Annotated in this window: 9 protein-coding genes; 8 read left to right on the top strand and 1 reads right to left on the bottom strand. The window is 37.1% G+C overall.

The annotated features are described in order from the left end of the window. Nucleotides 1-252: 252 nt before the first annotated feature. The 7 genes from LI951_RS02310 (at nucleotide 253) to LI951_RS02280 (ending at nucleotide 10,746) form a co-directional block, all read left to right on the top strand. Nucleotides 253-1,755, top strand: a complete 1,503-nt coding sequence (locus tag LI951_RS02310) for a DUF1846 domain-containing protein (protein ID WP_202068683.1) — start codon at nucleotides 253-255, stop codon at nucleotides 1,753-1,755. Between the two features lie 747 nt (nucleotides 1,756-2,502). After that, nucleotides 2,503-4,821 (top strand): immunoglobulin-like domain-containing protein, encoded by a 2,319-nt coding sequence (locus LI951_RS02305; protein ID WP_229441138.1) that lies wholly within the window; start codon nucleotides 2,503-2,505, stop codon nucleotides 4,819-4,821. Nucleotides 4,822-5,852: 1,031 nt separating this feature from the next. Then, nucleotides 5,853-6,530 (top strand): response regulator transcription factor, encoded by a 678-nt coding sequence (locus LI951_RS02300; RefSeq protein WP_229441137.1) that lies wholly within the window; start codon nucleotides 5,853-5,855, stop codon nucleotides 6,528-6,530. 3 nt (nucleotides 6,531-6,533) lie between these two features. Further along, a complete protein-coding gene (locus tag LI951_RS02295) occupies nucleotides 6,534-7,850 on the top strand; it encodes a sensor histidine kinase (RefSeq protein WP_229441136.1) in 1,317 nt (438 codons plus the stop codon). Between the two features lie 247 nt (nucleotides 7,851-8,097). Then, the gene (locus LI951_RS02290) at nucleotides 8,098-9,561 is read left to right on the top strand and encodes an ABC transporter permease (RefSeq protein ID WP_229441135.1); all 1,464 of its coding nucleotides are present in this window, start codon (nucleotides 8,098-8,100) and stop codon (nucleotides 9,559-9,561) included. A 9-nt stretch (nucleotides 9,562-9,570) separates the two neighbouring features. Then, a complete protein-coding gene (locus LI951_RS02285) occupies nucleotides 9,571-10,254 on the top strand; it encodes an ABC transporter ATP-binding protein (protein WP_202068676.1) in 684 nt (227 codons plus the stop codon). A 3-nt stretch (nucleotides 10,255-10,257) separates the two neighbouring features. After that, on the top strand, nucleotides 10,258-10,746 hold the full coding sequence (locus LI951_RS02280) for a hypothetical protein (protein ID WP_202068675.1): 489 nt from the start codon (nucleotides 10,258-10,260) through the stop codon (nucleotides 10,744-10,746). Nucleotides 10,747-11,806: 1,060 nt separating this feature from the next. Here LI951_RS02280 and LI951_RS02275 read toward each other — a convergent pair. Next, a complete protein-coding gene (locus LI951_RS02275; protein WP_202068674.1) occupies nucleotides 11,807-12,673 on the bottom strand; it encodes a MurR/RpiR family transcriptional regulator in 867 nt (288 codons plus the stop codon). Between the two features lie 217 nt (nucleotides 12,674-12,890). On the opposite strand from LI951_RS02275, the gene LI951_RS02270 reads away from it, so the two are divergent. After that, nucleotides 12,891-13,910, top strand: a complete 1,020-nt coding sequence (locus tag LI951_RS02270) for a Gfo/Idh/MocA family oxidoreductase (protein ID WP_229441134.1) — start codon at nucleotides 12,891-12,893, stop codon at nucleotides 13,908-13,910. The last annotated feature ends 25 nt before the right edge of the window (nucleotides 13,911-13,935 follow it).

Raw genomic sequence — 13,935 nt, 5'->3', positions numbered from 1 at the left:
TCTTTAAATACTAAACATTCTCCTTATTCCAATAGCACAATTCTATTGGATGAATTGCTCACTACGAACAACATTTTTTATAATGAAGGAAGCGTTAGTAATTACTGGGTATCTTTTCATTTTCTGCTTCTTACAACTCCTTGCAAACACTTAGACTGGTTTTTAACATTTCTTTGATTTTGTATCAGTTTTCGGTTGACGAAAGTCTTTATTAATGGAAGAATGTTATGGGAAAGACAAGGAGGAGACTTAGTGAGGAAGATTGGATTTGATTCAGAAAAATATCTTACAGAGCAGTCCCAATATATATTGGAACGTGTGAACCAGTACGATAAATTGTACTTGGAGTTTGGCGGTAAATTAGTTGACGATAAACACGCTAAAAGAGTTCTTCCAGGTTTTCAGGAGAACAGCAAAGTCAAGCTGCTCCAAAAGCTAAAAGATCAGGCAGAAATCTTGATTTGTCTTTATGCAGGAGACATTGAAAGAAATAAAATCCGCGGCGATTATGGAATCACCTATGATATGGATATTCTTCGACTAATTGATGAATTGAGAGGATATGGTTTGTTTATTAACAGTGTGGTAATTACCCGTTATAATAATCAGCCGGCAACGAAAGTGTTTATCAATAAGCTCGAGCGCCGCAATATCAAAGTATATAAACATGAAGCAATCGAAAACTATCCTTTAAATGTTGAAAAAATTGTTTCTGAGGAAGGTTTCGGTAAGAATGAATACATTGAAACTGAAAAGCCGATCGTTATAGTGACTGCACCGGGTCCGGGAAGCGGTAAGCTATCTACTTGTCTTAGTCAGCTCTATCATGAAAGTAAAAAAGGACATAATGCAGGGTATTCTAAATTTGAAACATTCCCTGTTTGGAATGTTCCGCTGAAGCATCCATTGAACATTGCTTATGAAGCTGCTACTGCAGATTTGGGGGATGTCAATATGATCGACTCTTTCCACTGGGATTACTATCAGGAAATGGCTGTCAATTATAATCGGGACGTTGAAACATTTCCTGTTATAAAGCGGATTATTGAAAAAATAACCGGTCAGGAATCTGTCTATAAATCTCCAACAGATATGGGCGTTAACAGAATAGAATCTGGGATTATTGATGATGAAGTGGTTCAAGAAGCCTCTCGTCAGGAGATCATTCGACGCTATTTCCAAATAGAATGTGATTTTAAAAAAGGACTGGTGAATGAGGAAGCAGTCAGCCGTATCAGTTTGATTATGGAGGAAGTCGGTTTAAAACCGGAGGATAGAAAAGTTGTTACGCCTTCACACGATTATGCAGCAACATTCGAATCATCTACGACTGATCCAATTGCAGTGATTGCACTGGAATTACCGTCAGGAGAGATTATTACCGGCCGAACTACATCGCTGATGGAAGCTTCTGCATCGGTTATTTTGAATGCGATTAAGACATTGGCAAATATTGACGATGACATTCATTTACTATCACCAATTACACTGGAAACCATTCAACGATTAAAGAAGAATGAAATGCATATTTCAAACAGTTCTTTGACAATCAGCGAGGTACTGATTGCTCTTGCGATCAGTGCAGTTACTAACCCTACCGCACAGAGGGCTTATGAAAAGTTGGCAGAGCTGGAAGGAGCACAAGGGCATTCAACTGTTCTGCTGGGCAAAAGTAATGAACAGACATTGAGGAAATTAGGCATTGATATTACCTGTACACCTGCCTATCCATCAGAACAACTCTATTATCAATAGAATTTGAATAGGTTTGAATGAAAATAGATAAGTAAGAGGCTGTGCCAGTTTTTGCTTGTCTGAAGAGGGCATACAAGACATGCCAACGCTTTTCTAAATAGATGCATTTGTATTGAACATCGAATATTGTGAGACTCGTAGATACAAGGATTTTATTTATTGTAGGAATATCTAGTGAAATTGTCAGTTCTGCTTCTAACCTAAGAAATGTGCATTCAGCATGGGAGAACAACTCGGTAGAAAACACCAAGTTGTTCTCTTCTGTTAATTGGAACAGCTGCCAATTAAGGATGAATGTTTACACATTCAAAGATTGTCGTCTGTATACCATTCCACAAAGCATACAAGTTAAAAATTTCCTATCATTGAACATCATTAATAGAATATTTTTTATGTAATTTATATTTTGGTCAGAGCACCAGCAGCAAGTTGGCATGAAATGCTCTGATTGAGATAGACAGGTAAAACATTTATATTCATATTGAAAAAGTTTGATTCCTTTTTTTGAAGAAATCAAACTTTTTATTGTTATCACTAAGGAATTAAAAAAAATTGTTCAAAAAAGTGAAAAAATTAATTTTTAGTGTAACCTTTTACCAAGTTATAAGGTATTATATATATATACTGATGTGAAAGCGTTATTTGAAAAGACATGTTATTGTTGTTATTTGTTAGTTAGCTGCAAAGTTTTTTTATTGGCTTCAATTATCAGTAAAAAATATTAATTACCCAGAAAAGGAGAAAGAAATGAAAAGTAAGAAAATGGTTAAATTAACACTGGTGACACTGCTGGCACCAACATTATTAAATGCTCAAGTTGCATTGGCAGATTCAGTTGAACAGACAGCAGATTCAACAGCAACAGCTGTTTCAGAAACAGTTGTACCTGCTGCTGAGGAAATTACACCTGCAGCACCTGTTGCAGAAGCTCCGGTGGTGGAAGAGGAAGCAGTAGTGGAAGAACCTGCCGCTGAAGAAGCTGCACCTTCAAATGAACTTCCATCAGTTGAGCTGCCTTCAGCAGAACTGCCACCAGTAGAACTGCCAGGAGCTACGCCTGCTGAGCCTGAAGTACCTGGTACAACTCCTGATGTTGACATTACGCATATTCCACCAGTTCCTAGTGAAGCGGATGCACCGATAATTTCAGTAGTTCCAATTAAAACAATCAGATTGGGTAAAGCATTTAATCCTCTGGAAGGTGTATATGCTTTCGATAATGTTGATGGAAATATTTCATCTAAAATAGTTGTAACAAGTAATAACGTTAATATTAATGTAGAAAATGAGACTCCTTATACTGTTACTTATTCAGTAGAAAATTCTGCTGGTAAAGTAACTACGGCAACAACGGATGTCTATGTTGTTGATGACAGTTATTATGGTATGCTGGATGTGTCAATTTCAGATTTCACAGTTGCACAAAATGGTGATTTCATAACTGAAATCAAAAATCGTATAGTTGTAAAAAATCCAGATGGCAGTATAACTGATCCTTCTGAATATCATCTCTATACTAGTGGTTCTGCTGGCGGAGGAGATGTGGGTGATTACCAACTCTCTGTCGTTGTAGAATCCTTAAAATACGGAACTTTTGCAGAGACAACAGTAAATATTAAAGTAATTAAAGGAATTTCATTGGAAGCTTCAGATCGCACTGTTTTCTTGGGTGATACATTTAACCCATTAGAAGGTGTGACTGCAAATGAAATTAAAGCGGACGGCTCTACTGTTACTTTAGGAGCCTATGATGGAGCTTCTGATAAAGGAATTGCTGTTTATGGAACAGTTGATACAACAACACCAGGAGACTACCCAATCACTTACTCAGCTAAAACAGCCAGTGGTGTTGTTGAAAGAAAAACAGTAACCATTACAGTTGCAGCAAGTATAGTGACAATTACTGCTGAGGATGTAACTATTATGCAGGGCGAAGCATTTGATCCATTAGCTTATGCAAGTGCAACAGACGAAAAAGACGGTACACTTGCAGTAACAGTTACTGCAAACGATGTTGATGCAAGCACCACGGGAACATATAATGTGACTTATGCAGCAACTAATTCTTACGGAACAACTGAAACAAAAACTATTACAGTAAATGTAGTTGAGAGAACAGCAACTATTACTGCTGCAGATCAGGAAGTTTTTGAAGGTCAGGAAGTTACATCTGATATGATTCTAGGGTGGGCAACAGTGACAGATCCTGTGGATACAGACCTTGCGGTTTCTTATACAGTTGTTGAAGGTGATATTGATACATCTGTAATAGGTGCTGTTTATACAGTGGATTACTCAGTAACCAACTCTGCAGGAAATACAACAACTGCACAAATCTCTGTAACAGTTATTGAAAGAGAAGTGACAATTGAAGCTGCTGATCAGACTGTTGAAATCGGTACAGCTGTTACTGATGAGATGATTCTGAGCTGGGCAACAGCAAGTGATTCAGTTGATGGAACAGGTTTAGCAGTTACAGATTTTACAGTACTTGACGGACCAATTGATACAACCGTACCGGGTACATTTACAATTGAATATTCATTTACAAATTCTATTGAGAATACTGTGACAAAAACAATTACACTGAATGTCGTAGATTCAATCGAACCGACAATTTCTGTTGAAGATAAGGTTATGTATGTTGGTGATAAACTGACTGAAGATATGATTCTTGAGTGGGCAGTGGCTGAAAATGCTGAAGCTGTTGGTTTTGAAATAGCAGGTGATCCTATTATGGTTAAGGCTTCGGACAGTACGTTGGTTGAAGCCGGCGTACACACCATTCGCTTCTATGCACTACGTGGAGAAAAAATGGCGGAAACAACAATGACTCTGACTGTAAAAGATAAAGAGGTTGTAACACCGGCTGATCCAGCTCCTGATGCAGGAAATGAACAAAAAGCTGTTAAAACAGAAGCAATTAAGTCTTCAGAAAAAGAATTACCAAAAACAGGGGTTAAAGAAAGCAGCTTCATGTCTGCTATTTCAGGTATGATTATGGTAGCTGGTGCTTATTTCCTGAAAAAGAAAAAAGATAAAGAAAATAATTTAGACTTGTTTTAAAAATGATAGAAGAATAAATTGATTTTTGGTGAAGGTTTCTTATTAATTAAGGCAGGATTTGCATTTAGGCAAATCCTGTCTTTCGTTTGTCTGGCAGGGTCAAATTCTAAAGGTCAAAGTCCCTGATTACATCCTATTAACGAAAAGTCCTTAGTTGAAAACAAGGGTATCTATAGTGACGTGGAAACTGAAGGAAGTTGTAGACAAATCTCTGTTCCAACGAACAGGAATCATATAGAAAGCAGGGGTTGAGGAGAGGACTGCAAGAGAAGTTGAAGCCCAATAGTTACTGGGTCAATCAAACGATGTAAATGTGACGGATAGATGGGGAGGAAGAGTTTGAGCTTTAATCCCATATCTCTGTACCAAAAGTCTTCAGTGGTAGAAACCCGGAATGTGAGAAGTTAGCCAAAATTCTTTTTGTACCTGCGGTTATTCCGCAAATATAAAGACTGTGATGAGTAATCACAGGAGCGGATACTATAGTAATGAAGGCAACTAGCGAAAGCTGGTAAAAGTGAACGGCTGAACAATTTTATTGTTAGGAAATTTCAATTGAGAGAAGATACAAGGCCACTAGCAGAATACGAGAAAGAAGGGAGTAACACACATGTATACAGAAAACAAATAATTCAAATTCTAGAACCAGAAAATCTAAAGGAAGCAATGAAACAAGTGAAGCGAAAACAACGAGCTACTCCTTGTTTTGCTATATGATTTTTCGCTCATTTGAATAATTGATTCCTATTTGAGTTGCAGTCAATGCTTGTATGTTGGACCAGATTTTCATGAAAATAGATCGTTGTAAATTTTCTCGAGAAAGTCATACTCTATGTTAGAACAGCTTCTTTTTAATGAAAGATGAATATTCTGTTTTCTTTTATGTAATACTAATGTTTTACAATATAATCACACACTTTAAGAGGGTAGGGAAAAACTAAAAAATTGCGAAAAAAATAAATTTTTAATACAGGTTCAGTACAGGTTTGGATGTTATTATTTCTATTATATGAGTTTTAGGAGGAGTTTCCATGCGTGTTTTAATGGTTGAAGATGAAAAATATATGGCGAAAGCTGTTGCCGAAATATTAAAAAAAAATCATTATACTGTGGATTTAGTACATGATGGATCAGAAGGGCTTGCTTACGCACGTTCGTCCATTTATGACATAATTATATTAGATATTATGTTGCCTGGAAGAGATGGTCTAACAATACTCAGTGAAATTCGAAAAATCGGAATTGGTACCCCGGTAATTCTATTGACTGCAAAAGGGCAAATTGAGGACAAGGTTAAAGGTCTTGATTTTGGAGCAGATGATTATCTTGCAAAGCCTTTTCATACCGATGAGCTTTTAGCACGCTTGCGTGCTCTACACCGCAGAAAGCCGGAACTACGCAACAATGGTGTGATTACTTTTGGAGATATTGAATTTTCGCCTCATACGCTTGTATTGAAATGCGTCAAAAATGAGACTATGCTTAAATTAAAAGAAGGGCAGCTTTTAGAACTTTTAATTGATAATAGAAATATCGTGGTTTCAAAGAATACTATTATTGAAAGAGTTTGGGGGTATGATACTGAAGCGGAGGACAATCATGTGGAAATCCACATATCACGTTTACGCAAACAATTAACGCGAGTCAAATCACGAATATCTATAAATACCATACGTGGAGCCGGATACACGTTAACCGGAGGGGAATAAAAAATGTTTAAAAAGCTACGCAATAAATTTTTGGTTTTGAATATACTTGTTACATCAATTGTGATGTTGACCGCTTTTTGCGTTGTTTATTTGACTACATACAGAAATACCCAGTCAGAAATTGAACAAAAGCTCAATAATGTGACAGGATCGTTTACCGTTAGTGAATCGGAATCTCCAGAAGATTCTGGTGTAGATTCGTCGGGCAAAAGCGTTGATGAGAAACGGGTTACTTCATTTAATAAGGTCACCTCCGACTATGCTCCCTCGTTTATTCTCACTGTTGACAAGTTTGGAAATATTTTGGAAATAAATAGTTTGATTGATATATCCGGCACTCAATATGCCGAGGCTGCAAGTATTGCATGGGAAGAAAATAACGATTCCGCTATTGTTATAGCAGGACGTACATGGAGGTATAAAATTGCACCTTTGCAAATTACCCATATACAAAATGGCGAGCAAACAAGGTTTGAATCCGAAGAGCAGTTTCAAATCTTGTTCTTAGATGTTACTGATATGCAGAAGAATTTAAGTAACTTAGCAATAACCTTTTTACTTGTAGGAATGGGAATGTTGGCTGTTATTTTTGTTATCAGTATCATTTACGCCAATCGAGCCATCGAGCCTATCTCGGAAAGCTGGGAAAAGCAGAAGCAATTTATAGCCGATGCATCTCACGAATTAAAAACACCGTTGACTACTATCATGACCAATTGTGATGTTTTAGAAGCCAATGAGGATGAAACCATCAAAAGCCAAAAGGAGTGGCTTGGTTATATTAGAATCGGTACTGATAGAATGAGTAAACTTATAAATAGACTTTTAACTCTTGCAAAGATAGAGGGAATGGAGACCAAAACCGAAAAGCAATCTTTTGATATATCAGCGATGATTCATGAGGTTATGCAGTCAATGGATGCCGCTGCTGCAATCAAGAATTTACGAATAGAACGAAGAATCGAGTTTGCTGGGGATATTTATGGATATGTGGATTTTCTCCGTCAAGTATTTATTATACTATATGAAAATGCAATCAAATATACGGATGAAAGCGGCAGTATTGAGATAACGGTACAGAGGATGAGAAACCGTGTATCCTGTACAGTGAAAAATACGGGAAAAGGAATCTCTGCAAAAGACCTCCCCCATGTTTTTGACCGCTTCTACCGTTCTGATACTGTACGAAGCAATGATGAAAATAGTTATGGACTTGGATTATCTATCGCTAAAAGTATAGTGGAACAGATTGATGGGAAAATTACCGCTAAAAGCATGGAAAATGAATGGACTGAATTTACTTTTACATTTGAAATCTAAAACATATCTGATATTTTATCCTTTTTCCAGTACCTCGGAGTCGAAAAGTATTTTTTACTTTTCGACTCCGAGGTGTTTTATTGGTAAGTTTTTTTTGAAATTATTTTCAGAGAATTCTAAATTTTTTATTTCAGTACAGGTCCATGCAAGGTTCGGATATCAAACTATTAACCATAGCAAGGCAGCAGCTATGGAAAGCAATTGGTATTGACAAAACAAACCAAAATTAGAAAAGGAGTTTATGAATATGTACATTGTCAAAAATGCATTACAAAACCTTGTTCGCAACCGTGGACGAAACTTGATGATTGGTGGAATCATTTTTGTCATAATCGTGTCAGTGGTAACGGCTCTGATGATTAACAACACCGCAAATGGTGCAATAACTGATTATAAAACACGATTTGGCTCGGAAGTCAACATTTCGCCTAATATGCAGAGGGTGCAAGAGGAAGCAATGAAAAATAACACAGGTGATAATCTTATAATAAGACAACCTAAAATCAGTTCGGAGGATTTAATTAAATTCGGGGAATCGGATTATTTACAAAGCAGTATTTATACCGCAACTACTAAAGGCAACAGTGACCAGTTAAACCCTATCGATAAAGAAAAAGGTACGGGCGGCGGTCCATCTCTCAGCTCTAAAACCGAGGGAGGAGATTTAATAACTGAGCAAGTCGGCAGGAATTATTACCACAAAATTATGGCAGGAGATTATATGGATTTTGAAAACGGCCTGCGTGAACTTACTACTGGTAGCAGTTATCCTAAAAATAGAGATGAATGTATAATCAGTAAAGAACTTTTGGAGAGCAGCGGACTTAAAATTGGTGATACAATTACGGTTACTTCTGCACTGGAGGAAGTAGGGGATACTCCCGAAAATTCAAATTATACTGATATTGAATGGAAAATGACTATTGTTGGGACTTATACCGATATCACCGATGAATACAGCGCTGGTATGATGGAAAATGCTTATGCTAACCGCCGTAATGAAATTCTGACTACTTTTGAAACACTGAGTGAAAAAATTGTGGATGGATTGTTTGGGATTGAAGTAGCTGCAAAATATTATCTTAAAAATCCTGATTTGCTCGATGCTTTTACTGCTGAAGTTAAGGAAAAAGGACTTGAAAGTGTGTTTGATGTTACAACCGACTCAAGTAGCTACAGCAAGGTAGTCGGTCCTGTTGAAGGACTGAAAAATATATCAGTCACTTTTGTTATCATTGTACTTGCTTTTGGAGCAATTATCTTAGCATTGCTTTCTTCTATCGCTATCCGTGAACGTAAATATGAAATCGGTGTTCTTCGGGCAATGGGTATGAAAAAATCTAAAATCTTAGCAGGGCTTTGGTGTGAAACCTTAGTTATAACCACGATATGTCTGATTATCGGGCTTGGAGTTGGCGGTCTTGCTGCACAACCCGTAACTAACATGATGCTGGAGCAACAGGTTGCGGCAGCTGAAGAAGCTGCAAACAATAATAATATTTTGTCGCCAGGTGCATCATTAACACAAATAGGGGGAAATCCTGATGAATCCAATACACAACCACTTAAAAATCTTGATATTTCTCTTGAACTTATGACGATTATTGAAATTGTGGGGATAGCACTTCTATTATCTTCACTATCCGGTATTATCACTACAAGAAAGATTGTAAAATATGAACCGATTAAAATACTCATGGAAAGGAACTAGGTGAGAAAAATGACAAACGTATTAACACTGAACAACGTGACCTATCAATATGAGGATACAAAAAAGAATGTATTAAAGGGCATTGATGCCGCTTTTGAGAAAGGTTATGTTTATACTATTGTAGGTAAATCGGGGGCTGGTAAATCCACACTGCTTTCTCTTATTTCAGGATTAGATACAGCTACAAGCGGTGAAATTTTGTGCGGAGATATGAGTTTGAAAAAAATTGATAGAGACAAATACCGTGCTGAGAATGTTGGCGTTATTTTTCAAGGATATAATCTCTTAACGAATGCAACTGCGGTACAGAATATTGTATTGTCAATGCACATCAGTAAGTCTCATGAAAAAGATAAAAAAACTTATGCCTATAGATTGCTTGAAAAGGTAGGTATTGATAGGGAAACTGCAGACCGTAAAATTCTTAAGATGTCTGGTGGCGAACAGCAACGAGTGGGCATTGCGAGAGCTTTGGCACATAATCCTGCTATACTCATTGCCGATGAGCCTACTGGAAATCTTGATAAAGATACTGAAAAAGATATTTTGAATACTTTCACAGCCTTGGCACATGAAGAAAATCGCTGTGTTATTATTGTGACCCATTCACGAAAAGTGACTTCTATTGCTGATGTGGTATATGGTATACAGGATGGACGGCTTAATGTAATAAAGCAAAGAAGGGAGTCGTAGCAGATGAATGGAAATAATGATAATGAAGGGTATGCATTGGACGAGTTTTTGGATGAAACTCCGGCACAGCCGTACCTGTACTCTAATCCCTCGCAGGGACAGCCCTATCGCTATCCTAAAGATGTATCGATGAAAAAGAAGAGTCCAGTTATTCTCACTCTGCTTTGCGGTATTTTTATTACTGGTATTGCAATGTTCGCTTTTCAAATTTGGAGATCTTTAGACAATAATGGCAGTCAAATTCCGCAAAATCAGCCAAGTTACGGACAGCCGTTTCAAAACGGGGAGAATGCTTATGGCAATAGGGATAATGATACGTATGGGAATCATAATGGCGGCGAGGCTGACGGTGGTGAGCAATTTGGGCAATATCAGGCAGACGACGGCACGGTGATACAATTCCGCATAAACGACGGAAGAACTGAATACTCCACGGATAACGGCAAAACATGGAGCGAAACTTCACCAGAAGGAATGCCGCCTTTACCATGAAAATAAATGATGACCATAAAAGGATAACTACCCTTGTATATAGAAAAATCTAAAGGAAGCAAAGAAGCTGAGTAATGGAATACAATAAAAGTATGAAGAAATATTTTTCTGAAATGCATAGCTATTGATCAGAAAATTTGCAATTGATAAATAATAATCGTTTATTTCTAATAATCTGCCATCAATAAAAGTGTGTAGGAAATAGCAGAGAAATTTTTGATTCAGAACATAAACGATATGATTTTCATTGTTATTTTTTCTAGACTTTTGTACTGGTAAAGGAGTCGTTGGCGTGGACAGATACGAAGTTTCAAATTTGGGGGATGTGTTTTCTTCTATAATTCTCAAAGAAGAGAGGACCAAGCGAACCCCTGCCAGCTATCACTAGAATAATTAAAATATAAGTTAAATTGTCTGGCGAAGAAATGTCGGGATAGGTGTACAACATATCGTGCAGAGAAAATCAATCAGCTACTCAGTGTTTTACTGGTGGAGGATGAAGAAAGTCTGGACAATTTTATTTCTGAAGAATTGAAGGTTGAGGAGTACAATGTAATCCATGCCTAAGACGGAGCAGAAGCATTGGGGCTTTTTAACGAGCATCAGGAAGAGCTGACACTGTTTGTGAAGTAAAAATAGAGGCGAAAACGGGAGCTGTGGCGAAAAAAGAAGAATGTCTGGATTTTAGATGAGCAGAACGGTGCGGAAAGAAACAACCAATAGCTTGATTTGGATGAGATTATGATATCGGTAAAGCGATGGTTGTCGCTGTGAAAACAGCAGGATAGGACGAAGTAATCAAAGGGTCTCTTGAAAGAGATCGGATAACTATTTACTGGAAAGTAAAAGGTCAAAACGGTCGTTCAGAAGCTTTTGTGAAAATAGATGTGAAAACAGGCGATAGTTTAGAAATAGGATTAGATAACTAACATTAACTTACGCTTGAAAAAACAAAAGAAACTATAAAAAGCAGCCGTGAAAACTTTTCATAATAGAAGGTTTTCCGGCTGCTTTTTTTTAAGATAGACTAGAGCAAAATAGATAATCTCTTTGTAATTTTTCATGCCTCTTCCCTAAGTATTCCCGATTGAATCAGGTCCTGTTTTTTCTTCAAATCCTTCAGATTTTTTTGAAATTCTCTGGCGTACAGCATGGAGAAAAGTGTATCCAGAATATATTCAAATGAAACTTGAGATGAAAATGTTCCGATTTTAACAAAATCATATTCGTCCTGTATCGTAATAATTGGCAGAGAAACCTGTTTGACTAAAGGTGATTTATTGTTCCCTGTCAATAAAATACTGGGAACCCTTTCCTGTTGAAAATAGGACAGGATACGATGATATTTTTCGTTCCTCCCTGCATAAGAAATAAAAATGGCACAGTCTTTTTTTGTTAAACTTGCTGCATTCCAGGATTCATCTGAATACTCTTCAGCAATAATGACAAATTTATTTATTTTAATCAGTTTATTTTGAAAGCTCCGTGCCCGGAGCTGCGAATCACCTTTGGAAAATAGAAAGACTCTTTCTGCGGAAGAAATCATTTCAACCGCATTATTAAGTGTTTTGTCATCTAGCTGAACAAAGGTTTTTCTCACTGCATCCATGGTTAGATCAGCCATTTTCTTGGCAATAACCATTGGAGGATCATTTGGCTCAAAAGGAAAATTAACATTCACAGGTCCAGGTTTATGCAATTGACTGTGAACAACAGCTGAAACAGCCAGTTTAAATTCCCGGAACCCATTGCAGCCGATTTTCTTGCACAATCGAATCACTGCTGAATGTGAAGCATACGTCAGCTTGGCCAAATCTGCTATATAAATCGTTGGGATATCGGCTGTATTTTGTAAAATATAATCAGCTATTCTCTTTTCTGTAACAGTGAACATTTCCTGATCTTTCAGTTTATCAATCACTAACATACCAATTCCTCCCTGATGCTGTTTATTGTAACGCATTTTGGTTGTTTGGGCGACTATTTTCAGTTAAAGATGTTCAATATCTTTGAACATTATGTTCAAGAATTTGCTGGTGTTTAGCAAAATTATGAAAATGATGACCTGTTTTATATGTTTGTCTTATCAAATCAAAGAATGCAGCTATAATTAAAAGTGCAAGTAAATGACAGGAGGAATTTCAATGTTAACAATCGCTTATATAGGAAATGGGAAAAGTACCAATCGCTATCATTTACCATTTTCAACAAAACTAACAGATAAAATCAAGGTTAAGACAATTTATTCGCCGAGAGAAAGTACTGCTTGGGCAAAGCTGCCTGGTGTGCATTACACTACAGAGATTAATGACATCTTTAGTGATTCTGAGATTCAGCTGGTTGTGGTTTCCACACCAAGCAACCTCCACTTTCATTATGGAAAGATGATCTTGGAGCATGGTAAGAATGCGCTTGTTGAAAAGCCATTTACTGAAACTGCTGAAGAAGCAAGAGAGCTGTTTGCTTTAGCTGGAGAAAAAGGTTTACTTGTTCAATGCTATCAAAATCGTCGGTTTGACTCAGATTTTCTGACAGTTCAAAAAGTGATCGAAAGCGGCATTCTGGGTGACATATTAGAAGTGGGAATGCATTATGATTATTTCCGTCCAGAAGTTCCGGAAAGTGTAGAAGCATACTCCAAAAACTCAAGCTATTTGTATGGTCATGGCTGTCATACTATTGATCAGGTACTGTCCTATTTTGGGAATCCGGACAGTATCCGCTATGATGTTCGTCAACTGCTGGGAGAAGGTCGGATGAATGACTATTTTGATCTGGATTTTTATTATGATGTGAAGAAGATTTCTGTTAAATCGAGCTACTTTAGATTGAAGGAGCGACCAAGCTTTGCAGTGTATGGTAAGAAGGGAACTTTTGTGAAGCAGACGAAGGATCGTCAGGAAGAGCATCTAAAAATGTTTTATATGCCTGAAAATAGTGATTTTGGGATTGATTTACCGGAGCATTATGGTATTCTGACTTATATTGATGAAAATGGTGTGTACCATGAAGAAAAAGTAGTATCCGAGGTGGGGGACTACAGTCGTGTCTATGACGGGTTGTATGAAACAATCATCAATGGAAAAGAAAAAGTGATTAAGGATAATGAAACAATCCGACAACTGGAAATACTTGAAGAAGGAAGCAAAATGATTCAGAAATAATCAGTAATAGAAAAGGAGCTGTATC

Source organism: Enterococcus sp. BWT-B8, assembly GCF_020567625.1.
GTDB lineage: Bacteria > Bacillota > Bacilli > Lactobacillales > Enterococcaceae > Enterococcus_L.
The sequence above is the reverse complement of the archived record's forward strand: the minus strand, read 5'-3'. Positions and strand labels throughout refer to the sequence as shown.